At 31.6% G+C, this 24,875-nt stretch carries 22 protein-coding genes and 1 other RNA gene; 4 read left to right on the top strand and 19 right to left on the bottom strand.

What is annotated here, in order from left to right:
• Positions 1 to 90: 90 nt before the first annotated feature.
• The 12 genes from ACTTA0_RS07115 to hflK all read right to left on the bottom strand — a co-directional run bounded on the left by ACTTA0_RS07115 (position 91) and on the right by hflK (position 13,289).
• Positions 91 to 1,770 carry a dipeptide ABC transporter ATP-binding protein gene (locus tag ACTTA0_RS07115; protein ID WP_440676560.1) on the bottom strand — a complete coding sequence of 560 codons (1,680 nt, stop codon included), beginning with the start codon at positions 1,768 to 1,770 and terminating at the stop codon, positions 91 to 93.
• On the bottom strand, positions 1,767 to 2,681 hold the full coding sequence (locus ACTTA0_RS07120; RefSeq protein ID WP_440676635.1) for an ABC transporter permease: 915 nt from the start codon (positions 2,679 to 2,681) through the stop codon (positions 1,767 to 1,769). The genes ACTTA0_RS07115 and ACTTA0_RS07120 overlap by 4 nt, the downstream gene beginning before the upstream one ends.
• A gap of 10 nt (positions 2,682 to 2,691) precedes the next feature.
• Positions 2,692 to 3,675: an ABC transporter permease gene (locus ACTTA0_RS07125; protein WP_440676561.1), complete on the bottom strand. Its 984-nt coding sequence runs from the start codon at positions 3,673 to 3,675 to the stop codon at positions 2,692 to 2,694.
• Between the two features lie 62 nt (positions 3,676 to 3,737).
• On the bottom strand, positions 3,738 to 5,303 hold the full coding sequence (locus tag ACTTA0_RS07130; RefSeq protein WP_440676562.1) for an ABC transporter substrate-binding protein: 1,566 nt from the start codon (positions 5,301 to 5,303) through the stop codon (positions 3,738 to 3,740).
• A gap of 81 nt (positions 5,304 to 5,384) precedes the next feature.
• The gene (ilvC, locus tag ACTTA0_RS07135) at positions 5,385 to 6,407 is read right to left on the bottom strand and encodes a ketol-acid reductoisomerase (RefSeq protein WP_075506263.1); all 1,023 of its coding nucleotides are present in this window, start codon (positions 6,405 to 6,407) and stop codon (positions 5,385 to 5,387) included.
• A gap of 17 nt (positions 6,408 to 6,424) precedes the next feature.
• Positions 6,425 to 6,973, bottom strand: a complete 549-nt coding sequence (ilvN, locus tag ACTTA0_RS07140) for an acetolactate synthase small subunit (RefSeq protein WP_075506264.1) — start codon at positions 6,971 to 6,973, stop codon at positions 6,425 to 6,427.
• A 5-nt stretch (positions 6,974 to 6,978) separates the two neighbouring features.
• Entirely contained in the window at positions 6,979 to 8,742 is a 1,764-nt protein-coding gene (locus ACTTA0_RS07145; protein WP_440676563.1) for an acetolactate synthase 3 large subunit, read from the bottom strand.
• A 52-nt stretch (positions 8,743 to 8,794) separates the two neighbouring features.
• Positions 8,795 to 9,703: a tRNA (adenosine(37)-N6)-dimethylallyltransferase MiaA gene (gene miaA, locus ACTTA0_RS07150; RefSeq protein WP_440676564.1), complete on the bottom strand. Its 909-nt coding sequence runs from the start codon at positions 9,701 to 9,703 to the stop codon at positions 8,795 to 8,797.
• A 2-nt stretch (positions 9,704 to 9,705) separates the two neighbouring features.
• Positions 9,706 to 11,121, bottom strand: coding sequence for a Do family serine endopeptidase (locus tag ACTTA0_RS07155; RefSeq protein WP_440676565.1), 1,416 nt, complete (start codon positions 11,119 to 11,121; stop codon positions 9,706 to 9,708).
• Between the two features lies 1 nt (position 11,122).
• Entirely contained in the window at positions 11,123 to 11,308 is a 186-nt protein-coding gene (locus ACTTA0_RS07160) for a DUF2065 domain-containing protein (protein ID WP_075506268.1), read from the bottom strand.
• Positions 11,309 to 11,315: 7 nt separating this feature from the next.
• A complete protein-coding gene (hflC, locus tag ACTTA0_RS07165; protein ID WP_262590310.1) occupies positions 11,316 to 12,188 on the bottom strand; it encodes a protease modulator HflC in 873 nt (290 codons plus the stop codon).
• Positions 12,189 to 13,289: an FtsH protease activity modulator HflK gene (hflK, locus tag ACTTA0_RS07170; RefSeq protein ID WP_440676566.1), complete on the bottom strand. Its 1,101-nt coding sequence runs from the start codon at positions 13,287 to 13,289 to the stop codon at positions 12,189 to 12,191. It abuts the gene before it with no gap.
• Between the two features lie 51 nt (positions 13,290 to 13,340).
• On the opposite strand from hflK, the gene ACTTA0_RS07175 reads away from it, so the two are divergent.
• A complete protein-coding gene (locus ACTTA0_RS07175) occupies positions 13,341 to 14,165 on the top strand; it encodes an Mrp/NBP35 family ATP-binding protein (protein WP_440676567.1) in 825 nt (274 codons plus the stop codon).
• Here the strand turns inward: ACTTA0_RS07175 and thyX are convergent.
• Positions 14,146 to 15,093: an FAD-dependent thymidylate synthase gene (gene thyX / locus ACTTA0_RS07180; RefSeq protein ID WP_440614017.1), complete on the bottom strand. Its 948-nt coding sequence runs from the start codon at positions 15,091 to 15,093 to the stop codon at positions 14,146 to 14,148. The genes ACTTA0_RS07175 and thyX overlap by 20 nt on opposite strands.
• 4 nt (positions 15,094 to 15,097) lie before the next feature.
• Between thyX and ssrA the strand changes: the two genes are divergently transcribed.
• Positions 15,098 to 15,396, top strand: a transfer-messenger RNA (tmRNA) gene (gene ssrA, locus ACTTA0_RS07185).
• Here ssrA and ACTTA0_RS07190 read toward each other — a convergent pair.
• The 5 genes from ACTTA0_RS07190 to ACTTA0_RS07210 are packed head-to-tail and all read right to left on the bottom strand — an operon-like array spanning position 15,397 to position 22,005.
• Complete coding sequence (locus tag ACTTA0_RS07190) at positions 15,397 to 15,603, bottom strand: DUF1737 domain-containing protein (RefSeq protein WP_075506272.1); 207 nt, start codon at positions 15,601 to 15,603, stop codon at positions 15,397 to 15,399. It abuts the tmRNA gene before it with no gap.
• 10 nt (positions 15,604 to 15,613) lie between these two features.
• Complete coding sequence (ppdK, locus tag ACTTA0_RS07195; protein ID WP_440676568.1) at positions 15,614 to 18,274, bottom strand: pyruvate, phosphate dikinase; 2,661 nt, start codon at positions 18,272 to 18,274, stop codon at positions 15,614 to 15,616.
• On the bottom strand, positions 18,274 to 20,340 hold the full coding sequence (gene glyS, locus ACTTA0_RS07200) for a glycine--tRNA ligase subunit beta (protein ID WP_440676569.1): 2,067 nt from the start codon (positions 20,338 to 20,340) through the stop codon (positions 18,274 to 18,276). Before glyS ends, ppdK begins: the two co-directional genes overlap by 1 nt.
• The gene (locus ACTTA0_RS07205; protein WP_440676570.1) at positions 20,340 to 21,236 is read right to left on the bottom strand and encodes a glycine--tRNA ligase subunit alpha; all 897 of its coding nucleotides are present in this window, start codon (positions 21,234 to 21,236) and stop codon (positions 20,340 to 20,342) included. Before ACTTA0_RS07205 ends, glyS begins: the two co-directional genes overlap by 1 nt.
• Positions 21,202 to 22,005 (bottom strand): S49 family peptidase, encoded by an 804-nt coding sequence (locus ACTTA0_RS07210; RefSeq protein WP_440634243.1) that lies wholly within the window; start codon positions 22,003 to 22,005, stop codon positions 21,202 to 21,204. Before ACTTA0_RS07210 ends, ACTTA0_RS07205 begins: the two co-directional genes overlap by 35 nt.
• A 114-nt stretch (positions 22,006 to 22,119) precedes the next feature.
• Between ACTTA0_RS07210 and ACTTA0_RS07215 the strand changes: the two genes are divergently transcribed.
• Positions 22,120 to 23,133, top strand: coding sequence for a polyprenyl synthetase family protein (locus ACTTA0_RS07215; RefSeq protein ID WP_440676571.1), 1,014 nt, complete (start codon positions 22,120 to 22,122; stop codon positions 23,131 to 23,133).
• On the opposite strand, the gene pdxH is transcribed toward ACTTA0_RS07215, so the two are convergent.
• Entirely contained in the window at positions 23,130 to 23,756 is a 627-nt protein-coding gene (pdxH, locus tag ACTTA0_RS07220; RefSeq protein WP_440676572.1) for a pyridoxamine 5'-phosphate oxidase, read from the bottom strand. The genes ACTTA0_RS07215 and pdxH overlap by 4 nt on opposite strands.
• A gap of 33 nt (positions 23,757 to 23,789) precedes the next feature.
• Here pdxH and aroC point away from each other — a divergent pair, with 33 nt between their 5' ends.
• A complete protein-coding gene (aroC, locus tag ACTTA0_RS07225) occupies positions 23,790 to 24,872 on the top strand; it encodes a chorismate synthase (protein ID WP_440676573.1) in 1,083 nt (360 codons plus the stop codon).
• Positions 24,873 to 24,875 lie beyond the last annotated feature (3 nt).

The raw sequence follows: 24,875 nt of genomic DNA on the forward strand, positions 1-24,875 counted from the left end.
GGAAGATCTATAATACAATCTATAAGAGAGATTGCAAAATAATTAGTATAAATAGATAAATTTTTTCGTCAATTTTAGGTGATACAAAAATTAATTATAAATAGACTCAATTTTAGGCATCAAGTGTAAAAGTTCCTTTGTGTATTCATGGCTAGGGTTCAAAAATAAATCTTCAGTATTTGAAACTTCACATAACTTGCCATCTTTTAGAACTCCAATTCTATCACACATTTGTCTTACAACCGGTAAGTCATGGCTAATAAATAAAATTGTTAAATTTAATTGCTCTTGAAGATCTTTTAACAAATTTAATATTTGTGCTTGAATACTAACGTCTAGTGCAGATGTGGGTTCATCACAAACTAAGAGCCTTGGCTGTGTTGCTAAAGCTCTTGCAATCGAGATTCTTTGTCTTTGACCGCCAGAAAATTCATGTGGATATCTATTTGCTGATTTTTGAGTCATTTCAACTGAGTCTAATAAGTCATTTATATAATTATTTAGATCTGAGTTAGAAATAGAAGGGTTGTGAAGTCTAATAGGCTCAGCAATTATATCTTTTACTTTCAATCTACTATTTAATGATGAATAGGGATCTTGAAATATCATTTGTATTTGTTTCCTAAATTTCATTAATTCTGATCTATTTTTTATTTTTGTAATGCAAGTTTTATCAAAAAATATATCTCCTGAAGAAGGTTTAAATAAATTCACAATCATTTTTGCAATAGTAGATTTTCCACTTCCACTTTCACCTACTAGTCCAAATGATTCACCTTCTTTTATTTCAAATGAAACATTATTTACAGCTAATACAGAATTTTTAGAATTTTCTGTAAAAAAATTATCATCAAAACTTTTATTGAGATTTTTTACTTGTACTAAATCTTGATTGATAATTTCTTTTTTAGTCCATCTATTCAATATTTTGATATTATTTTGTTTATTTTTGTTTTCTTTTTCTACTATTACAAATCTAGAAATTTTCTTATTCGTAGGTGGAACCGAACTCACAAGACTCTTGGTATAACTTTGTTGAGGAGTTGTTAAAATTTTTTTTGTCTCGCCAATTTCGACTAAATCCCCGCTTTTCATCACAGCTACACGATTAGCTGTTTCTGCTATTACACCCATATCATGAGTGATTAAAATCACAGCTAAATTTCTTTCTTTTGTTAGTTTTTTAATTAAATCTAAAATCTGTGATTGAATGGAAACATCTAGAGCAGTAGTAGGTTCATCGGCAATTAATAATTCCGGTTCACAACATAAGGCCAAAGAAATAACCACTCTTTGTCTCATTCCTCCTGAAAACTGATGAGGATAATCATTAAATCTTTTTTCAGCATCCTTAATTCCAACTTCCTTTAATAAATTAATAGATTTATTTTTTGCTTCCTCTTTGTTTAAATTTAGATGAGTTTGTATAGTTTCAATTAATTGCTCACCAACTGTTAATATTGGATTTAAAGATGTTTGTGGGTCTTGAAATATTAATCCAATTTTATTTCCTCGATATTTAATTATACTCTCTGAATTTCCATGAATATTTAAGTTTCCCAAAATTACTGAGCCGCTCGATACTTTTCCTGGCTCATCAATTAAATTAATTATAGCGTTTCCAACAGTACTTTTTCCAGAACCAGACTCTCCAACTAATCCTAAAATTTCACCTTTATTTACCTCAATATTAACGTTTTTGGCTGCGTAAACAGTCTCTTTACGCATTTTATAATCAACACTTAAATTATTTATTTTTAAAAAACTCATTTTTTTAATTTTGGATTTAAAGTGTCCCTCATCCAATCTCCTAATAAATTAATTGAAAAAGCTAAAATTACCAAAAAAATTGCTGGGAAAAATGTAATCCACCATTCTCCTGAAAATAAAAAATCATTACCTAATCTTATTAAGGTTCCTAAAGAAGGAGTTGTTGGAGGAACCCCAACACCTAAAAAACTTAAAGTCGACTCTGCCAAGATAGCAAGGGCTAAACCAATTGTTCCAATGACCAAAACAGGTCTCATGATGTTTGGAAGAATATGTTTAAACATTATCGCAATGTTTGAAACACCAATAATTGTTGATGCAGATACGTAGTCTTTATTTTTTTCAACTAAAGTTGCTGCTCTTGATACTCTAGCAAATTGTGGCCATTCAGAAATCCCAATAGCAAAAATCAAAACATAGATCGCCATTTCATCATGCATTTCTCTTGAAATTAATCCTCTTGCAATTCCATCAACCAAGAGTGCCATCAATATACTTGGTACAGTTAACTGAACATCTGTTAGCCTCATTACTACCATTTCATATTTGCCACCAAAATATCCAGCTGTTAATCCTAAACCAACACCAAGAACTAGACTAAATATAATTGCAGCAAAACCAACAATAAGAGATATTCTACATCCATATAATATGGTTGATAACATATCTCTTCCTTGACCATCTGTTCCTAGAATAAATTGTGCCAAACCATCTTCTGTCCAAGAAGGGGGTGTAAATGCATCCATTAAGGATAAAGATGATGGATCAAAAGGTGTATATGGTGTTAAAAATTCAATAAAAAAAGAACAGAAGAAAATTATGAATAAAATAGCCGAAGATATAATTGCTGTCGGAGATTTAATAAAGCTGTGATAAATGTCACTATCCTTAATTCTTTCCCATCTTGTCATATTTAAATTATTATCCACTTGCAGTGTCTCCCTTAATTCTGATTCTCGGATCAATGAAATAATAAAGAATATCTACAATAAAATTTATCATCACAAAAACAAATGCGATAAAAACTAAATATGCTGACATGATTGGTATATCTACAAACTGAACAGCTTGGATGAATAAAAAACCCATACCAGGCCATTGAAAAACAGTTTCTGTTATAATTGAAAACGCAATTAAGGTTCCGATGTTAATTCCAGCAATAGTTATTACAGGTATCAAGCCATTTTTTAGTGCATGTTTGTATTTAATACTGTCTTCACTAATTCCACGTGCTCGAGCAAATTTTATGTAATCAGTTTGTAAAATTTCCATCATTTCAGCTCTCACTAACCTGATGATATATGTCATTTGAAAAAGACTTAATGTAACTGATGGAAGAATTATTGCTTTAAGACCTGAAACTGTCAAAAAACCTGTTGTCCAAAATCCTAGATCAACCACTTCTCCTCTTCCAAATGAGGGTAACACTCCTAAAATTACAGCAAATAAATATATAAATAATATACCTATTACAAATGTGGGGAGAGACACTCCAAGTAAAGATACTGCCAAGATAAAGTCACTCAAAAAACCTTTCCTATGAATACCAGTGTAAACACCTAAAAGAGTTCCAGTTATCAAAGCTATTAAAGCCGAAATTACTACAAGTTCAATTGTAGCCGGCAATCTTTCAGTAATTAATTCGGATACAGGTCTTCTTAATTGATAAGATATGCCAAATTCTCCCTTAGAAGCATTAACCACAAACCTAGAAAATTGAATATGGATTGGATCCATTAATCCCAGAGTTTCCCTCAATTCAGCCCTTTCTTCATCAGAAGTTTCCTCCCCAACCATGTTGTTTATTGGGTCTCCAACAAAATTAAAAAGAGAGAAAGAAACAAAGGCAACTACAAGCATCACCAAAGCTGATTGGAATAGTCTTTTAAAGAAATATTTTATCAAGTTAAGAGGATTTAATGTTCACAAGCCCTTTAGAAAACTAAAGGGCTTGTAATAATTTTTATTTATTTAGAACCGTAAACGGCAAATTTAAATAATGGCTCATTGTTAGGTCTTATCGGAACACTAACATTGTTTTTAGACGCCCAAGAAATTACTTGGTGGTGCAAAGGAAGATAAGAAATATCATCTTTTACAATTTTCCAAGCTTTTGCAATTGCAGCATTTCTTTTTTCTAAATCTACTTCACCTTCCATTACTCTAATTGCAGCATCTACTTCAGCGTTACTAAAGTTAACTCTGTTCCAACTAGCACCTGTTTCATATAAATAATGAAAAACGTAGTGACTATCTAAAGTTGGAACACCCCAGCCTAGCATATAGAAATCACCTTGATTATCTTTTAGCTCCTTGAAGTGTTTACTTTTTGTTTGAGCAAATAAATTAACTTTAACACCTACTTTACCCAACATTCCAACAACTGCTGTACAAATAGCTTCGTCATTTACATACCTATCGTTAGGACATCTTAACTCAACTTCAAATCCATTAGGATATCCAGCTTCAGCTAATAATTTTTTAGAAGCTTCAGGATCATAAGGTAGTCTTTTATCAAGTTCAGCTGTATAACCATTTACACCTGGGAAAGTAATTATACCTGCAGGTTCACTTAAACCTCTCATAACTTTTTTCTTAATGGCTTCAATATCAATTGCTTGATAAAGTGCTTGTCTAACTTCTTTTTTCTTGAAAGGATTATCACCAGTGTTTCCTGTTCTTAACTTCTCTGCAGCTTGATCCATTCCTAAGAAAATTGTTCTCATTTGAGCGGTACTTTCAACTTTAGTACTTGGAGAAAAACCAATTCTAGCTAGGTCTTGTACTGGTGCATCTGTTACTAAATCAATTTCACCTGACAATAATGCTGCTACTCTTGTTGCTGCATTTTTAATAGGTAGTAACTCTATAGATGAAAGACCTTTGTCTTTCATTTCTCCCCACCAGTATTTATTTTTCTTAAATACTGTCTTAGTGTTAGGTTCTCTTTTTGTTATTCTAAAAGGTCCAGTTCCCATTGCATTTACAGCTGAAAATGTTTCTTGCCCAGCGTCCCAGTTTTGAGGTGCCATAGCAAAATTTTTCTCAGACCAAGCTTTGGACATTATAAAAATGTTTGACAATTGATTTAAAAGAATTGGATTTGGTTTACTTGTTGTAATTTTAACAGCATAATCTCCGACTGCTTCTACACCAGATATGGTGCTAATATATTCTTTAAAATCAGATGTTCTTTGTTTGGCTCTTAAAATACTAAAAACAACATCCTCGGATGTCATTCCTGAACCATCAGAAAATCTAGCGTCTTCTCTCAAAGTAAATATCCAATTGTTTGGATCAATTGCTTTCCATTTTGTAGCTAATGCAGGTCCTATTTTCATATCTAAACCTCTTTCAACAAGTGCTTCATAAACTTGTCTAGATACTTGAGTAGTTGGACCCTCATTTTGTGCATGTGGGTCTAGCGTTAAACTGTCTCCTTGCATAGACCATTTAATTGTTTGAGCTGATGCAGAAGAAAATCCAAATACTAAAACCAATGACAATATTTTGATTATATTTTTAATATTCATTTTTACCCTCATATTTTAAATTTATTTAAAAAGTATAAGTGAAATAATTAGATTATAGTAGTGATAAATTAGCTAAGAAATTTAGCTTTTATCGCTATCAACTAATTTTTTCTTACTAATCCAAGGCATCATAGCTCTAAGCTCTGCACCAACCTTTTCAACAGAATGCTCAGCTAATTTTGCTCTAGTTGCTAAGAAGTTTTTTTGACCAGTTTTGCACTCATCCATCCACTCTTTAGTAAATTTACCTGATTGAATATCTGCCAAAACTTCTTTCATTCTTTTCTTTGTTTCTTCCTTATTGATAATTCTTGGACCAGATTGATACTCACCATATTCAGCTGTATTTGAAATTGAATAATTCATATTTGCAATTCCACCTTCATAAATTAAATCAACAATTAATTTTACCTCATGAACTGTTTCGAAATATGCCATCTCTGGTTCATACCCAGCCTCAACTAAAGTTTCATATCCATTTTTAATTAGTTCAACTAAACCACCACATAAAACAGTTTGTTCACCAAATAAATCTGTTTCAACTTCGTCTTTGAAAGTAGTTTCAATGATACCTGATCTTCCACCACCTACTGCTGAAGCATAGGAAAGAGCTAAATCTCTTGCTTTACCAGATCCATCTTGATGAACTGCAAACAAACATGGAACTCCACCACCTTTTTCATATTCACTTCTTACTAAATGACCAGGCCCTTTCGGAGCAACCATAAACACATCTAAATCTTTTCTTGCTTTAATTAAATCATAGTGAACATTTAAACCATGGGCGAAAGCAATGCTTGTTCCCTCTCTTACTCTTTGTTCGATATGGTTTTTATAAATTTCAGCTTGTAATTCGTCTGGAGTTAATATCATAACAACATCTGCCCAAGCAGCTGCATCAGATAAATTCATTACTTTTAAACCTTTTGATTCTGCTTTAGCAACACTTGATGATCCTTCTCTTAAAGCAACAACTATCTCTTTAACTCCGCTATCCTTTAGATTGAGTGCATGAGCGTGGCCTTGGCTTCCGTAACCAAAAATCGCAATTTTTTTATTTTTAATTAAATCTACATCTGCATCTTTTTCATAAAACATTTTCATAATTTATCTCCTATTAATTAGTTAAAAATTTTTGCACCTCTTGTCATTGCAACAGCCCCTGTTCTTGAAGTGCTTATAAGTCCCAAGGGTTTTAATTTTTTGTTCATTTTATCAATCTCTCTTCTAAGTGCTGTTATTTGAATAACTGCAGATGATTTTGTTTCATCCAATACTACTGGGTTAAATTTTTTACAAGCATTTAAACATTTTTCAATTTTATTTTTTTTACCTACAATTTTAAATAAAGCCATCTCTTTAAAAATCACATCTTTATCGTCTCTTTTAAATTCAGCAACTTTGTGTACAGGAACTAATTTGGTTAATTGCAGTCTAATCTGGTCAATTACTTGTGGTGTTCCAGTTGTTACAATTGTTATTCTGGATATGTTTTTGATAGCATCAATTTCTGCTACCGCCAAAGACTCAATATTATAACCTCTACCAGAAAACAGGCCAACCACCCTTGCAAGAACACCCGCTTCATTATCTACCCAAACTACAAAAATATACGTATCTGATTTTTGTTTTATAGATGGAGAGCTATAAGCTGACTTTGATTTTGGCATTTTGATTAAACTAAGGCTTTGCCTTTTCCTTTTATTTTATTCTCTTGATCGTTTGGTCCAAGTATCATTTGGTTATGAGGTTTGCCAGATGGTATCATTGGAAAACAGTTTTCATTTGGATCCACATGACAATCAAAAATAACAGGGCCATTATGGTCAACCATTTCTTGAATTTTTTCATCAAGCTCTAATGGATCATCGGCTTTAATTCCTTTACAACCATATGCATCGGCCATTTTCATAAAATCTGGTAGTGCTTCTGAGTAACTCTCAGAATAATTTTTTTCATGAAGTAACTCTTGCCATTGTCTTACCATTCCCATGTACTGATTGTTCAAAATAAATATCTTTATTGGTAAGTTATATTGAACAGCTGTAGACATCTCTTGCATTGTCATTAAAACTGAAGCTTCTCCAGCAATATCAATAACTAATTTTTCTGGATGAGCTACTTGAACTCCAACAGCTGCAGGTAATCCATAACCCATTGTTCCTAATCCTCCTGAAGTCATCCATCTATTTGGTTTGTTAAATTTATAATGTTGAGCAGCCCACATTTGATGCTGACCCACTTCTGTTGTTACATAAGTGTCTTTATTTTTTGTTAATTCATAGAGTCTTTGAACAGCATGCTGAGGTTTTATGCTATCTTCACTATTTATGAAATTCAAAGAATTTTTGTTTCTCCATTTTTGAATTTGTTCCCACCATTTTGCAATATTAGGTTTATTTGATTTACCGTTGCCATTTTTCTTTTTAATAATTGTTTTATTTACTTTATCAATTACTTTCGTTACATCACCTACGATTGCTAGATCTACTTTAATAATTTTATTAATTGATGACGGATCAATATCAATATGAACTTTTTTTGAATTAGGAGAGAACTCATCAATTTTTCCAGTGATACGGTCATCAAATCTTGCACCAATGTTTATTAATAAATCACAGTCATGCATTGCGTTGTTTGCTTCATATGTTCCGTGCATTCCTAGCATTCCTAAAAACTGATTATCATCTCCAGGATAAGCACCTAGACCTTGCAAAGTTGAAGTAATTGGAAATCCTGTTAGTTCAACAAATTTTCTTAGAGCTTCACTTGCTTTTGGTCCTGAATTAATTACGCCCCCACCACTATAAATTATTGGTCTCTTTGCTTTATTAATTAAATTAATTAATTGGTCAATTTCATCAGCTGAAAACTTATTATGTGATTTGCTATTTAAACTTTTTTCTTTTTTTGGTTTTTTATATTTTGCTTTTGCAAATTGAATATCCTTTGGAATATCAATTAATACTGGACCAGGTCTTCCAGTTGTTGCAACTTTGAACGCTTCATGCATAACATCTGAAAGATCATTAATATCTTTTACCAACCAGTTATGCTTTGTACATGGTCTTGTTATTCCTGTTGTATCACATTCTTGAAATGCATCCGTACCAATTAGGTGTGTTGGAACTTGACCCGAGATACAAACCATTGGAACTGAATCCATATATGCATCAGTTAAAGCAGTGACTACATTAGTAGCACCAGGGCCTGATGTAACCAGAACAACACCAGGTTTACCAGATGATCTCGCATAACCTTCTGCTGCATGACCTGCACCTTGCTCGTGTCTTACAAGAATATGTTTAATAGATGGATGATTTTTTAATTCATCATATATTGGCAGTACAGCACCACCGGGATAACCAAAAATATGGTTTACGTCTTGGTCCTCTAGACACTTAAATACGATTTCTGCTCCGCTTAATAATTTTGGCATTTCGCAATCTAGCTGAAGTTGTGCTAATTGGTCAAGGTTAAGTATAAAAAATTTAAATTTTTTTTAAAAATTTATTTATCTCAGATGGATTCAATTTAACCCAATCGCTCATATGTCCTCGAGCCCATGTGCTTTGTCTTTTGGCGTATTGTCTAGTTTTTATTGATATTTTTTCTTTGATTTCATCAATTTTTTTTTCTTTTGCTAAATATTCCTGAATTTCATTTATTCCAATTGCTTTGCATGCAGTCATCTGCCTGTTAATTTTTAGTTTTAGAAATCTTTTAACCTCATTCACAGCGCCCATTCTAATCATTTTCCCAGTTCTTTGATGAATTCTTTTAACTAACTCTTCACGAGGGTAATCGATATAAATTTTTAAGAAATCCTTTTCTAAATAATTTGATTTGGTACTTTTAAACCAATCATGAAGAGATTTTTTTGTAAACTTTTTAACTTCAAAAGCTCTTATTGACCTTTGAGTATCAGTTGAATTAATTTTATTTTTTGAAAGAGGGTCAAGTTTTAATAATTGCTTGTAAAATTTATTTTGGCCAATTTTTTTGTTTAGATTTCTAATTTGATTTCTAAATTTGATTGGAATGTTTGGAATTTGAACCAAACCATCAGTTAATGCTTTGAAGTAAAGCCCAGTTCCTCCTACAAGAATTGGAATTTTCTTTCTTTTTTTAACTTCAATTATTTTCTTATTTGCAATTTTAAGCCAATCACCAGTTGAAAAACTTTTCTTTGCATCTTGGAAACCATATAGATGATGTTTTATTGACTGATAATTTTTTGGGCTAGGTCTTGCTGACAAAATTTTAAGTTGCTTATAAACTTGCATACTATCTGCATTAACAATTTCTCCTTTAATTTTTTTTGCAAGTTTAATTGCAAAACTTGATTTTCCAGATGCTGTGGGTCCTGAAATTAAAATTATCTTGGATTTCAAATCCATTACTAATCTAATTTAACGCCAATGTATCTTCGTTGATTTTGATTGTTATAAATTGCAATTAAAATAGTTTTTTGATTTGAGTTTATTGCTTTTTGAGTAATGTCTCTTAAATCATCTGCTGATTTAATTTTTTTCTTCTGAGCTTCAATAATAACACTATTTATCTCAATTGAATTTACTAAAGGACTGTTATTAGCCATATTGGTAATTACTAATCCTGTAGTTTGATTGGGTAATTTACGGTTTTTTATATCCTCTTTAGTTAAAAGTCTTACTGATATTCTTAAACTCTCAATAATTTCATCTGAATTATTTTCATCTTTTTTTGGATTTTCGCTTACTTTAAAATCATCAGAGGTTTCTAATCTTCCTAACAAAACCTTTTTAGTTATTTCTTTTTTATTTCTCCAAATTTTTACATCTACATTTTTTCCAACTTCTGTTCTTGCAACAATTGCTGGCAACTCTTTCATTTGCTTAATCTCAACTCCATTAAACTCCAAAATAATATCCCCAGCCTGAATTCCTGCTTTTTCAGAGGGACTATTTTCAGCAACGCTTGCAACTAAAGCACCTCTTGGTTTATCTAGCTGCTCAACTTCAGCAATTTCTTTTGTTACATCTTGAATTCTTACACCTAACCAACCTCTTTTTGTTTCACCAAACTCAATAAGTTGTTTTATTACTTGTTGAGCACTGTTTGATGGAATTGAAAATCCTATACCAATAGAACCATTTCTCCCTAAAATTGCTGTGTTAATTCCAATCACATTTCCATTCATGTCGAATAAAGGTCCACCTGAATTTCCTGAATTTATTGATGCATCTGTTTGAATAAAATCTTCATATCTTGATAATCCAATTGATCTATTCCTTGCTGAAATAATTCCAGCAGTTACTGTTCCCCCAAGACCAAATGGATTTCCAATAGCTAAAACCCAATCACCAATTCGAGCTTTATCAGAGTCTCCAAAGCCAACTGGTTTAAATTTATCTTCTGTGTCTAATTGTAATACCGCAATATCCATCAAAGGATCGGCGCCAAGCACTTTTGCTTTATATTCTTGGTCTCCGTTAACTCTAACAATAATATCATCAGCATCCTGAATTACGTGATTATTTGTAACCACCACTCCCTTCTCATCTATAATAAATCCAGACCCCAAAGCTGCTGATTTTCTCTCTTGTGGGGTTCCAAATTCTTTAAACATATCTTCAAATGGAGAACCTGGAGGGAATTGAAATGGAAAAGAGTTATTGTTTGTAACTACAGTAGTTGATGTAGAAATATTTACTACAGAAGGCATTAATTTTTCTGCAAGGTCTGCAAATGATGCTGGAACAGGCCTAGAGTTTGATTGTAATGAAAAACTTAAAGAAAATATAATTGTTAAAATAATAAATTTTAATTTTTTCATATTAACTTTTAATAAAATAAATAATCACAAAACCTATAACTGCAAAAATAAGTCCACCTGATCTTAATTGACTATCTTTAACAAGTTCAAGTTTTTTAAGCATACTTTTCATTTTTGCTGGAAATAAGGCATATAAAATTCCCTCTATAAATAAAAAAAGACCAAAAGCTATGACTAGCTCATTCATCTAAAAATTATTGTTTAATATCGGGAGTTGTATTTCCAAAAAATTTAAAAAATTCACTATCTGGAGACAAGATCATTGAGGTTTCACCTGCAGTAAACGCTTTACTATAAGATTGCATTGATCTGTAGAAAGAAAAGAATTCAGGGTCTTGTCCGAAAGCATCTGCAAAGATTTTATTTCTTTCACCGTCACCTTCTCCCTTCATAATTTCTGATTGTTTTTGAGCATCTGCTAATATCACGGTTACTTCTTTGTCAGCAGTCGAAGTAATTGTTACTGCCATCTCAGCACCTTTTGCTCTGAATTCCTTTGCTTCTCTTTCCCTCTCGGTCTGCATTCTTCTGTAAATTGCATCACTGTTTGCTGTAGGAAGATCAGCTCTTTTTATTCTTACATCTACAATATTTATTCCAAAATTTTGCGCTTCGTTATTAACTCCATCTTTAATCAAGGACATTTGTTTTGATCTATCTTGTGATAGCAAAGTTTGTAATTCTTCTTGACCCAAAACATTTCTAATTCTTGAGTTTATAATCGTAGATAATCTTGATCTTGCAACCCTTTCGTCTCCAACAGAAATATAAAATTTCAAAGGATCAACTATTTGAAATCTCGCAAAAGCATCAACAATCAATCTTTTTTGGTCAGATGCAATTACTTCCTCTGGCGGGGTATCTAAATTTAAAATCCTTTTATCTAAATAAACAACGTTTTGAATAAATGGAATCTTAAAGTTCAAGCCTGGTTTCATTATAATTCTTTTTGGATCACCAAATTGAAGAATTATCGCTTGATTAACTTCTTTGACTATAATTACTGATAGGAACGCTACAACACCAATTAAAACTAATATTCCAGCTACTATTTTTCCAGCTTTCATTTAATTTGTCTCTTTCTTTTTTAATTCTGGTAACGGTAAGTAAGGAACCACACCTGAACCAGACTCTTTATCTATGATAATTTTATTTATATCTGCTAAAACCGTTTCCATTGTCTCTAAAAACATTCTTTCTTGTGTAACTTGTTTTGCTTTAGCATACTCATTGTAAATTGCTAAAAATCTACTAGCTTCACCTTCAGCTTTAGCAACAACTTCTTTTTTATAAGCTTCTGCAGCTTGTAAAATTTTCTGTGCTTCCCCTCTTGCTCTTGGGATCACATCGTTTGCATAAGCTTCAGCTTCGTTTTTAGATCTTTCCATATCTGCTCTTGCAGCTTGAACATCTCTAAATGCATCAATTACTTGATCAGGTGGATCAGCTTTTTGCGTTTGTACTTGAGTAATTTGTACTCCACTTTCATAATCATCTAAAATGCTTTGAATAATTTCTTGAGTTTCAATCTCAATACTTGATCTACCTTCTGTTAATATTGGTTGAATATCACTTTTAGCAATTACTTCTCTCATTGCTGTTTCTGCAGCTGCTTTAACAGTTCCTACAGGGTCCTGAATTTTAAACAAAAAATTTCCAGCATCTTTGATAACCCAAAATACCGAAAAATCGATGTTTACAATGTTTTCATCACCAGTAAGCATTAAACTTTCTTGAGGAACATCTGCAACTCCTCCACCTGTAGAAAAACCACTATCTCTTTCAGACCTAAATCCAATGTCGATTCTATTTACTTTTGTTACTTTTGGAGTTTGAACAGTCTCAACTGGAAAAGGAATATGATAGTTCAATCCAGGTTGAGTAGTTTTAACAAATTTTCCAAATCTAAGAACAACCCCTTGTTCGTCAGGTAATACTCTATAAAGCCCACTTGCAAGCCATACAAAGGCTAAGACTAATAAAATTAATCCTATAGACTTTCCACCTGAAGATTTTCCACCAGGTAAAAACTTTCTTATTTTATCTTGAAACTCTCTGATGATTTCATCTACGTTTGGTGGTGTTGGTCCTCTTCCTGAACCATTGCCTCCGCTACTACCTCCTGGAGGTGTTCCCCATGGGCCTCTGCCTCTGAAATCATCTGACATATGTCAAAGTATATAGTGTCTTTATCGCAAAAAACAAGTAAGGATAGTTTTATGTCAGATAAAAAGCCAGAACTAAGTGACGCAATGAAAAAGAAGGTGGAGCCTAGAGTTTTTACAAAAAATCCAATTCTAGGAACTAAGTTTACTATTGCTATATCAAGTGCAAAAGGTGGTGTAGGTAAATCTACATTTGCAACGAATCTTGCTTTGGCTTTAAAAAAAGTTGGATGCAAAGTTGGATTGTTAGATGCTGATATTTATGGCCCTTCAATTCCAAAAATGTTTGATATTAATGAAAAGCCAAAAAGTGACGGTCAAAAATTAGACCCCATAACAAAATATGACATTCAATGTATGTCAATTGGATTTTTAGCAGATCAGCAAACTCCAATGATTTGGCGTGGTCCAATGGTGACGAGTGCAATTAAAACTTTTACTCAGAAGGTTAATTGGAAAGATTTAGATTTTATAATTGTTGATATGCCTCCAGGAACTGGTGACACTCAATTAACTTTTTCACAAGAAATTAAAATGGATGGTGCAATCATAGTATCAACTCCACAAGAAGTTGCTCTTTTGGATGTAAAAAGAGGGATTAAAATGTTTGATAAGCTTGGAGTTAAAATTTTAGGTCTAGTTGATAACATGAGTTTTTTTGTTGGAGATGATGGAAAGAAGTACAAAATTTTTGGAGAAGGTGGAGTAAAAAAAACAGCAGAAGAATTTCAAAAAGATTTTTTAGGTGAAATACCAATAAATCCTGATGTTGGGTATTCTGGTGATCAAGGAAAACCAATAGTCGAATCAAACCCAGACCATGAGATTTCAAAAATATATCTAGATTTTGCTGAGAAGATTAAATCAACTTATCTTTAAGATCAAAAGCAGCCATTAATTCATTCCATTCTCTTTTAGATAGACCTGAGCTTTCAACATCTACATTTTCACCTTTAATAAGTTTTTGAATTATAACTTTTCCCTTAGCAGAAACCTCTGTTCCTCCTACTCTGTAATCCATAAATGCATCATAAGTTATCGGTACCCATTTTTTAACTGTATCCAACATTATGTCTGCATAAACTCTAATTTCATACTGAGCGTGACTATCAGCTCTTAACCTTAAAAAGTTCATTAAATTTAATAAATCAGTTTTCCAATACCACTGAGTATAAGTATTTAATGTTAGGTTCATTCTTGCAAGTTCTCTTGCTAATCCTTTTTTGTTCTCGTCAATTGTTGAACCATCATATCTTTCATTAAGCATTGTTTCATAATTGTCATAAGTTCTCTCTGCATCACTTTTCAAAAGTTCTAAAACTTCTTCTGCTTGTTTTCCTTCAAGGACATCTCCTCTTCCTTGTCGGTTGCTAGTAGATTGCGCTGCTAAATTTTCTTTAGTAGGTAAATAAAATTCTTTATCTAAAATTGAATATCTTGCAGAGTATTCATTTACGTTGGCAGTTCTATGTCTGATCCACTGCCTTGCAATAAATATTGGAAGTTTAATATGATATTTTATTTCACACATTTCAAATGGCGTGCTGTGCCAATGTCTCATCAAATATTTTATTAAACCTTTATCTGTTGAAACTTGCTTTGTCCCTTTTCCATAAGATACTCTAGCTGACTGAACTATAGACGTGTCATCACCCATATAATCAACTACTCTTACAAATCCATGATCTAGTGCTGGCAGCGCTTCATAGAGTATTTTTTCAAGCTCTGGAGCGGTAACTCTTTTAGTTTGATTGCTTTGGGATTGCTGGTTTTTTATTTCTTCTGATTGTTCTTTTGTTAATTTCATGATTGTTATTGAATCTGTTGTAATTACTTTTATATTATTAATGTTGGATTTCCAACTACGACGATAAACGAATTTCGTAATAACCATTGCGGACGTGGGGGCAGTACCCACCACCTCCACCATTACAACTTACGGGGGTGAACTAGAATCGACGGGTGACTAAAGGCTATTCTTTCGTTCGGGATTGTTCCACCGTAACGGGCTAATTTATAATTGCTAACGAAAGTTACGCACTTGCTGCATAATTAACTTAGTTAATTAAGCACGGGGTCCGGGGCACCTGGCAACAGAACGCCCCCTACTTTAAATTGATGATAAATTAATTTTTTTTGAGTATTTTTTTTTAGGTGAATTTTTTATTACTGCTTGTCCACAACGCATAACACCTCTCTTTTTATCAAATGTCATTTTTGGCTCTCCATATAAAGTCCAACCATTTGACAATGCCTCAGTAACACGGTGACAAAATTTTGATGTGTCATCATCTGTAATAAATCTGTATCCCTTCATAAAACTCTCTCTATTTATCTTTTAATTCAGCTTGTGCAGCAGCCAATCTTGCTACAGGAACTCTGTATGGAGAACAAGAAACGTAATTTAATCCAGCTTTTGAGCAAAATAAAATACTGTTAGGATCACCACCGTGTTCTCCACAAATTCCAAGTTTAATATTTTTATTTTGACTTTTTCCCTTTTCAACAGCTATTTTGATTAAATCTCCAACTCCATCATCTATCGAAATAAACGGATCAATTGAAAAAATTTTATTATCTATATAATCATTTAAAAATTTTCCACTATCATCTCTGCTTATTCCAAATGTAGTTTGAGTTAAATCATTAGTTCCAAAGCTAAAAAATTCAGCATGTTTTGCAATATCTTTGGCTTTTATAGCCGCTCTAGGAAGCTCAATCATTGTACCTACCATAAACTCAATTTTTAATTTATGCTCTTTTTGAACTTCACCTGCAATTCTAATTACTAAATCTTTCATAATTTTTATTTCTGCTTCAGTAGATACTAATGGGATCATAATTTCTGGAAAAGCAGATCTAATTTTTTCTTTTTTGAGCTCTGCTAGAGCTTCAAATATTGCTCTACATTGCATTTCATATATTTCAGGAAAAGATATTCCAAGTCTACATCCCCTATGACCCAACATGGGATTTTGTTCATGCAATTCATCAATTCTAGACTCTACTTCTTTTACTGGAAGATTAACAATATTTGCAACTTCATTAATTTCTTTATCTGTTCGAGGCAAAAACTCGTGAAGAGGTGGATCTAACAATCTTACTGTTACTGGCAATCCACTCATAATTTTAAATATTTCTATAAAATCTTTTTTTTGATGAGGTAAAAGTTTTTTTAATGCAATTGATCTATCTTCTTTAGTCTTTGATAAAATCATTTCCCTTACTGATAAAATTCTTTCTTCATCAAAAAACATGTGTTCTGTTCTGCAAAGACCAATTCCTTCTGCTCCAAAATCTTTTGCTGTTTTAGTATCCTTGGGTGTTTCAGAATTTGTTCTAATATTTAATTTTCGAAAACTATCTGCCCAAGTCATTATCTTGGAAAAATCTCCAGATATCTCTGGTTTAACTGTTGCCACACTTCCTGATATAATTCTACCTGTTGATCCATCTATAGTAATGACATCCCCTTCTTTAATTTCCATTGAAGATGTTTTAAATGTCTTCATCTCATAATTTATATCAATTTCACTAGAACCAGATACGCATGGTCTTCCCATGCCCCTTGCAACTACTGCAGCATGACTCGTCATTCCTCCTCTAGCCGTCAAAATTCCTTTTGCAGCATGCATTCCTTGTATATCCTCAGGTGACGTTTCTACTCTTACCAAGATAGTGTCTTGCATCATCGATGTTAATCTTTCTGCTTCCTCTGAAGTAAATACCACTTTCCCACTCGCTGCACCTGGTGAAGCAGGTAAACCATTTGCTATAACATTGATTGTACTCTTTTCATCAAGTGTAGGGTGCAAAAGTGTATCTAAAGAATTTGGATCAATTCTTAATACTGCTTCTTTTTTTGATATTAATTTTTCCTTAACCATATCAACTGCAATCTTTACCGCAGATTTTGCAGTTCGTTTTCCTGATCTAGTTTGAAGCATCCACAGTTTATTATTCTCAACTGTAAATTCTACATCTTGCATATCTTTGTAATGTTTTTCCAATTTTTTTAAAATTTTTTTTAATTCTTTGAAAACTTTTGGCAATGACTCCTCCATTGAAGGTTCTTCAACTTTAGCATTTTTTCTTGCCTTCTTCGTTATATATTGAGGTGTTCTTGTACCAGCAACAACGTCCTCGCCTTGTGCATTAATTAAGTACTCACCATATATCTCGTTTGATCCATCTGATGGATTTCTTGTAAATACAACTCCAGTAGCACAATCATCACCCATATTACCAAAAACCATTGATTGAACGTTGACTGCTGTTCCCCATTCTGCTGGTATTTGATTTAATTTTCTATAGACTTTTGCTCTATTACTTTCCCATGATAAAAATACAGCACTAATTGCTCCAAATAGTTGTTGAAACACATCTTGAGGAAATTCTTTTTTTGTTTTTTCCTTTACAGTTCTTTTAAAATCTTCAATTAAACCATCCCAATCATTTTCATCTAAGTCCGTATCTAACAAAACACCTTTTGTTAATTTATAATTTTCAATTAACTCTTCAAAATGATAACCCTCAACACCCATCACAACGTTTCCATACATTTGAATAAACCGTCTATAACTATCTTTGGCAAATCGCCCATTGGAAGTTTTCAAAGCTAACGCGTTTACTGTTTTATCATTTAAACCTAAATTAAGAATTGTGTCCATCATTCCTGGCATAGATACTCTGGCACCCGATCTAACCGATAATAACAAAGGATTTTTTAAGTCTCCAAATTTTTTAGAAACATCTTTTTCTATATTTTTTAATTCTTTTTTAATTTGAGAAATTAAATTTTTATTCAATTTTTTCTTGTCTTTATAAAAAATCTCACAAACTTTAGTAGATATTGTAAAACCAGGAGGAACTGGCAAACCCATTCTGCCCATTTCAGAAAGATTAGCACCTTTGCCACCTAAAAAATTTTTTGGATTTTTAATACTTCTAGATTGTTTCGAATTAAAGTTTAATATGAGTTTCGTCATTAGCTAGACTCGATTAAAGAAAAGTTAACATAATTGTCGAATGTTTTACACATCATTTGAATTAGTTCTAGCCTATTTTTCTTAATTATCAGATCATCCTCATTCACAATTACATTATCAAAAAAATCAAATACCTCTCTTTTAATACTTGCTAAATTGTCCAATGTTTGAACAAAATTTTCATCATTATTAATACTAGAAAAATATTTCCTCAATTCATTAATTTTTTTAAATAAATTTTTTTCAAGCTCAGTTTTAAAAATACCAGGGTCGGTTGTATTAGATAATTCGATTTTATCTTTTTTTAGCTCACTTTCTAGAATATTTGATGCTCTTTTATAACTTGCAATAATATCTATTCCGTTTTGTTTATTTATTACTTTATTTAAATTTTTTGCTTTATTAAAAATAATTACAGATTCATCTAAGTTAAAAGAACTAATTGAAGCTTGTATTATATCGTTTCGGATATTTTCCTCCTTCATATAATATTTCAATCTCTCTAATAAAAAATCTAGTAATTCTTTTTGTAAAAATTTATTCTCAAATTCAAATCCTTGATCCTGATACAAAATTGAGGAATAATTTATTAAATCTCTAATTTTAAAATCTTTTTTATTTTCAATCATAATTCTAACAATCCCTAATGCTAATCTTCTTAAGGCAAAAGGATCCTTGGAACTTGTTGGTTTTTGGTTTACTCCAAAAAATCCAACTAAAGTATCAATCTTGTCAGCTAAGGATAAAGCAATGCTATAAGGTTTTTTTGGAATTTTTGTTCCAGATCCAACGGGTAAATATTGCTCACTAACAGCAAGTGATATTTCTTTATCAAAACCTTGCTCATTTGCAAAATAACCTCCCATAATTCCTTGAAGTTCTGGAAATTCACCAACCAATTCAGATAACAAGTCTACTTTGCTTATAGATGCTGATAATTCTACTTTTTCTTTGCTAATTAATAACTCGTCAGAAATGTTAGCACCAAGCTTTCTCACTCTTTGAGCTTTATCAAAATAATTTCCAAGACCTTTGAAATAATTCATTAATTTTAAATCAGAAATTTTTTTGACCATGTTTTGAGCTTTATCTTTCTGCCAGAAAAATTCTGCATCACTTAATCTTGCTTCAACTACTCTTTCATTTCCTAGTTTAATTAATCCTTTTTTATCTTTATTGTTTGCTACTACCAAAAATTGATTTGTAATGTTTCCTTTTTTATCAAAAGTAGGAAAATACTTTTGGTGATATTGCATGGTTAGTATTAAAATCTCTTTGGGTATATTTAAAAATTTTTTATCAAATTCACAAACAATTACGTTAGGTTGGTCAGTTAAATCGACTACTTCCTGAAGAAGCTTGGGATTGATATCAATATTTATATTTCTTTTTTTTAAAATAATATCGAATTTTTTTTCTATTAAATCTTTTCTCTCAGTGTGATCGATAAGTATATCCATTTTTTTAAAAAAATTTTTATATGTTTTAAAGTCTGAAAATAGTTTTTTCTTTTCTTCAAATTCTTTATCTATAAATGTCGAGTTAGATGAAATGAAATGATGAAATTTAAAATTTAGTTTTTTTTTATCAAAGATGGATAAGATAGATTTTAACGGCCTACCCCATAATAGTTCATAATTTGACCATTTCATTGATTTTTTCCATTGAATTTTATTCAGTATTTGAGGTATGGCTCCTTCTAATAAAGTATGAGTATCTAATTTTTTTGATCTAGTTTTGTAAAAATAGAACTCACCTTTATCTGTTTTTTTTATGAACAATTCTTTTTTTGAAACAGCATTTGATCTCGCAAATCCCTCCAGCGCAGCATCCGGAGACCTTGTACTCGGACCTTTTATTTCCTCAGATTTTAAAACTATCTTCTTTTCAACCCCCTCAAACAAAATTAACAACCTATTGGGTGTTGAGTAAGACGAACTTTTTTTAAATTTAATAGATTTTTCTAAAAAAAATTCATTAAAACTTTTTAGTAAATTTTCTCTTAAATTTTTTTGTAAATTTGAAGGTATTTCCTCGCTAAACAATTCTAAGAAAAATTCAGACATTATTTTTGACTATCTAACCAAATACTAGCAGCTGCTTTTGTAATATCTCTTATTCTTGCAATATATCCTGCTCTTTGAGCAACGCTAATTGCTCCACGTGCATCTAATATATTAAATACATGACTTGCTTTTAAACATTGATCGTAAGCTGGTAGTGAAATTTTTTTTTCAACTAATGACTTTGCTTCCAACTCGTGCATATCAAACATTTTAAAAAGTGACTCTACATTTGCATGTTCAAAATTATATGCCGAAAATTCTCTCTCAGCTTGATGAAATACTTCTTTATATTTTACACCATCATCATTCCATAACAGATCGTAGACATTTTTTTGCTGCTGAATAAACATACATATTCTTTCTAATCCATATGTAATTTCTACAGAAACAGGTTTGCACTCAAATCCTGCCATCTGTTGAAAATAAGTAAATTGAGTAATTTCCATGCCATCACACCATACCTCCCAACCAAGACCAGCAGCGCCCAATGTTGGACTTTCCCAGTCGTCTTCTACAAATCTAATATCATGATCTGAATGATTAATTCCTATAGATGATAAACTATTAAGGTAAAGTTTTTTAATATTTTCAGGTGAAGGTTTTATAAGAACTTGAAACTGATAATAATGTTGAAGTCTATTTGGATTATCTCCATACCTTCCATCTGTAGGTCTTCTTGATGGCTGCACATATGCTGTCTTCCAAGGTTTAGTCCCTAATGACCTCAATGTAGTTGCTGGATGAAATGTACCTGCTCCTACTTCCATGTCATAAGGTTGGAGAACTACACATCCCTTTTTGCTCCAAAACTTTTGAAGATTTAAAATTGTATCTTGAAATGTAAGAATTTTTTCTTTTGATTTAGAAACCATATCTTTGCCAGATTGATCTTTCATCTAAAATATTTGCAAATTGGTCAATATGATTTGAAGATGAAAGTTTTTGACTTAACCACCCTTTTGTTTTTTCAAATTTTTTAATTACAACATCTTCACCATACTTTTCTTTTAAGATTTCATGTGCATCTCCTATGCCATCTATTAATCCTAATTTCTTAGCTCTTGAACCTGACCAAAATTCACCAGAAAATAATTCTACTTCTGTTTTATTTAATTTTGCTCCACGACTTTTTTCAACAACATTTATGAAATCTTGGTGTAAATCTAATTGAATATTTTTTAGTCTTTGAATGTCTTCTTCCTTTTCTTCCATAAAAGGATCAAGTGTGCTCTTATTCTTTCCAGCTGTGTGAACTCTTCTCTCAACGCCTATTTTCTTGATTAATTCAGTAAAACCAAATGATGAATATATAACCCCTATAGACCCAATAATTGAACTTGAATTTGCATAAATTTCATCTCCAGCACATGAGATAAGATATCCCCCAGATGCAGCAACATCTTCTGCAAAAAAAATAACTTTCTTATTACTTTTTTTAGCTTGCTGACGAATAAAACTATAAATTAAATGTGACTGTACAGGTGAACCTCCTGGAGAATTAATTGATATTGCTACTGCAGCAGCTTTTTTTAGTGAAAAAGCTTTTTTAATAATTTCTTCCTGTCCTGCAAAATCAATACCTTGCTTAAATTTACCAGCATTACCAATGACGCCATTTAATTTAATATGTGAAACAATTTTTTTCTTTTTTAAAAAGGAGAACATATTTATCTCTTACAGAATATTTAGTTGATTATAAAGCCTACTTATAATTGAAGAAATAGGTGCGTCAAATGATAAGTAATAAATATAGCTTATTTATAATAATTTAAAATTAATATGGGAACTGTAGTACAGCTTAAAAACCAGATAAATAATTCATATTTCCAATTGAGGGATTCTGTTGAAGAAAAACTAGCTTTAACTGAAGAAAGAATAAAATCCAAATTAACTAGTGATGTTCAATTAGTTCAAAAAATGACTAATTATCATATAGAGACTGGTGGCAAAAGACTTAGGGCTTTATTAACATTAGGAAGTGCTAAGTTATGTGGTTACTCAAAAGGTTCAAGAGACGTAAATTTAGCAGCTTGTGTAGAACTTATTCACAGTGCAACTTTGATGCATGATGATGTTATCGATGAAGGCGAGATTAGAAGAGGTAAAGAAACTTTAAATAAAATTTGGAGCAATCATTCCTCTGTTTTAATTGGAGATTATCTCTTAAGTAGATGTTTTGAGATGATGGTTGAAGATGGAAACTTAGAGGTACTAAAATTATTATCATCAACTTCATCTAAAATTGCCCAGGGAGAAGTATTGCAACTACAACATAATAATGAAGTTGATATGCTTGAAGAAACATATCTAAAAATTATCTCTGCCAAAACTGCAGAACTATTTGCTGCTTCAACAAAAGTAGGTGCAATTTTAGCTGAAGTAGAAAATAAAGAAAAAGATGCGCTAGAATTTTATGGAAGAAATTTAGGGTTAACTTTTCAAATTGCAGATGACACATTAGATTATAATTCTGAATTAAAGTTATTTGGAAAAAAAATAGGAAAAGATTTTTTTGAAGGAAAAGTAACTTTACCAATAATCTTGCTTTACCAAAAACTAGAAAATAATGAAAAAAATAAACTAAAAGAAATATTTAATAAAAAAGAGAGAACAAAAGAAGATTTTAATAATATTATATCTTTGATGAATAAATATAAGATTATAAATGAGTGCTACCAAAAAGCTCAGCACTATATTAATTTAGCATCAAATTCTTTAAGTGTGTTCAGGGATACTAAAGAAAAAGAAATTCTTAAAAAACTTACATCTTTCAGTTTGGCGAGAAATTTTTAAGGACTCAATAAAGCTTTATTCCATAATCCATTCTGGCTTTTTGTATAAAGTAATCTTTCATGAATTCTATTTTCTCCATCTAGCCAAAACTCTATATTTTGTGGATTTAAATTCCATCCAGACCAGTGTTTTGGTCTAGGAACTTTTGTTTCATCAGAATATTGATTTTTATATACCTTAATTGAATTTATTAATTCATCTCTGTTTTTTAATTCTTGGCTCTGATTTGATGCCCATGCACCAATTCTACTTTCATATGCTCTCGAGGAATAATATTCATCTGCAACATCATCAGAAACTAATGATACAGTTCCAGTAATTCTGACTTGTCTTAAAAGACTTTTCCAATGAAAACACATTGAAGCGTTAGGATTTTCCTTTAATTCATTACCTTTTCGACTATTTAAATTAGTGTAGAAAACAAATCCATCTTTATTAAAATCCTTAAGGAGCACCATTCTGACGGATGGAACATTATTTTTACTTGAAGTTGCTAACGCAACTGCATTTGGATCATTTGGTTCAGTCTGTTTAGCTTTTTCCATCCATATTTCAAATAACTTAATTGGGTCATCTAAATTTAAAAAGCAGCTGTTTATACCAAGTTGGTTTTTTTCATTCATAATTTAAACAAAATAATCTATATAACATAAATAATGTCATTTAACACTTTTGGAAAGCTATTTCGTTTCACAACTTGGGGTGAATCTCACGGACCTGCTATTGGCTGCATAGTTGACGGTTGTCCTCCAAACATACATCTAGATGAAAAAGATATTCAATTAGAATTAGATAAAAGAAAACCTGGACAATCAAAATTTACCACACAAAGAAAGGAAGATGATAAAGTCCAAATACTTTCAGGTGTATTTGAAGGAAAAACTACTGGCACACCAATTTCTTTAATTATCTATAATAAAGACATGAGATCTAAAGATTATGGAAATATTAAAGATAAATTCAGACCAGGTCATGCGGACTTTACCTATTTCAAAAAATACGGAATTAGAGATTACAGAGGTGGAGGAAGATCTTCAGCTAGAGAGACGGCATCAAGAGTTGCGGCTGGTGCTATAGCTAAACTAGTACTCCAAAAAAAATTAGGAAAAAAATTTAAAGTTATAGGTGCTGTAACTCAATTAGGAATCTTAGGATGTGATACGTCACAGTGGAATGATAAAATTATTTCAAAAAATCCATTCTTTTGTCCAGATAAGTCTATGATTAAATTATGGGAAAAATATTTACTTGGTGTAAGAAAATCAGGGTCATCATGTGGTGCTGTAATAGAGGTTAGAGCAAGAGGTATTCCTGCAGGTCTTGGTGCGCCTATTTATTCAAAATTAGATTCTGATATCGCATCAGCGTTTATGAGTATTAATGCAGTTAAAGGAGTAAATGTTGGTGCTGGAATGAATTCTGCACAACTAAGTGGCGAGCAAAACTCTGACGAAATATCATTAAAAAATAATAAATTAAAATTTAACTCTAATAATGCAGGCGGTATCTTGGGTGGAATTTCTTCTGGACAAGAAATAATAGCATCATTTGCAGTTAAACCTACATCTTCAATTTTAACCACAAGAAAAACAATTAATAAATTCGGAAAAAATACCACAATATCTGTTAAAGGAAGACATGACCCTTGCGTAGGAATAAGAGCTGTTCCAGTTGGAGAAGCTATGATGAATTGTGTTTTATTAGACCACTATCTAATGAATCGGGCTCAGTGCGGATAAATA

The organism is Candidatus Pelagibacter sp. HIMB1593, from assembly GCF_052047755.1.
Classification (GTDB): Bacteria; Pseudomonadota; Alphaproteobacteria; order Pelagibacterales; family Pelagibacteraceae; genus Pelagibacter.

Bases quoted from the DNA above. Each gene is read 5' to 3' on its own strand.
- ACTTA0_RS07115 (WP_440676560.1), bottom strand. From the start codon at position 1,770: ATGAGTTTTTTAAAAATAAATAATTTAAGTGTTGATTATAAAATGCGT.
- ACTTA0_RS07120 (WP_440676635.1), bottom strand. From the start codon at position 2,681: ATGACAAGATGGGAAAGAATTAAGGATAGTGACATTTATCACAGCTTT.
- ACTTA0_RS07130 (WP_440676562.1), bottom strand. From the start codon at position 5,303: ATGAATATTAAAAATATAATCAAAATATTGTCATTGGTTTTAGTATTT.
- ilvC (WP_075506263.1), bottom strand. From the start codon at position 6,407: ATGAAAATGTTTTATGAAAAAGATGCAGATGTAGATTTAATTAAAAAT.
- ilvN (WP_075506264.1), bottom strand. From the start codon at position 6,973: ATGCCAAAATCAAAGTCAGCTTATAGCTCTCCATCTATAAAACAAAAA.
- ACTTA0_RS07145 (WP_440676563.1), bottom strand. From the start codon at position 8,742: ATGCCAAAATTATTAAGCGGAGCAGAAATCGTATTTAAGTGTCTAGAG.
- miaA (WP_440676564.1), bottom strand. From the start codon at position 9,703: ATGGATTTGAAATCCAAGATAATTTTAATTTCAGGACCCACAGCATCT.
- ACTTA0_RS07155 (WP_440676565.1), bottom strand. From the start codon at position 11,121: ATGAAAAAATTAAAATTTATTATTTTAACAATTATATTTTCTTTAAGT.
- ACTTA0_RS07160 (WP_075506268.1), bottom strand. From the start codon at position 11,308: ATGAATGAGCTAGTCATAGCTTTTGGTCTTTTTTTATTTATAGAGGGA.
- hflC (WP_262590310.1), bottom strand. From the start codon at position 12,188: ATGAAAGCTGGAAAAATAGTAGCTGGAATATTAGTTTTAATTGGTGTT.
- hflK (WP_440676566.1), bottom strand. From the start codon at position 13,289: ATGTCAGATGATTTCAGAGGCAGAGGCCCATGGGGAACACCTCCAGGA.
- ACTTA0_RS07175 (WP_440676567.1), top strand. From the start codon at position 13,341: ATGTCAGATAAAAAGCCAGAACTAAGTGACGCAATGAAAAAGAAGGTG.
- thyX (WP_440614017.1), bottom strand. From the start codon at position 15,093: ATGAAATTAACAAAAGAACAATCAGAAGAAATAAAAAACCAGCAATCC.
- ACTTA0_RS07190 (WP_075506272.1), bottom strand. From the start codon at position 15,603: ATGAAGGGATACAGATTTATTACAGATGATGACACATCAAAATTTTGT.
- ppdK (WP_440676568.1), bottom strand. From the start codon at position 18,274: ATGACGAAACTCATATTAAACTTTAATTCGAAACAATCTAGAAGTATT.
- glyS (WP_440676569.1), bottom strand. From the start codon at position 20,340: ATGTCTGAATTTTTCTTAGAATTGTTTAGCGAGGAAATACCTTCAAAT.
- ACTTA0_RS07205 (WP_440676570.1), bottom strand. From the start codon at position 21,236: ATGAAAGATCAATCTGGCAAAGATATGGTTTCTAAATCAAAAGAAAAA.
- ACTTA0_RS07210 (WP_440634243.1), bottom strand. From the start codon at position 22,005: ATGTTCTCCTTTTTAAAAAAGAAAAAAATTGTTTCACATATTAAATTA.
- ACTTA0_RS07215 (WP_440676571.1), top strand. From the start codon at position 22,120: ATGGGAACTGTAGTACAGCTTAAAAACCAGATAAATAATTCATATTTC.
- pdxH (WP_440676572.1), bottom strand. From the start codon at position 23,756: ATGAATGAAAAAAACCAACTTGGTATAAACAGCTGCTTTTTAAATTTA.
- aroC (WP_440676573.1), top strand. From the start codon at position 23,790: ATGTCATTTAACACTTTTGGAAAGCTATTTCGTTTCACAACTTGGGGT.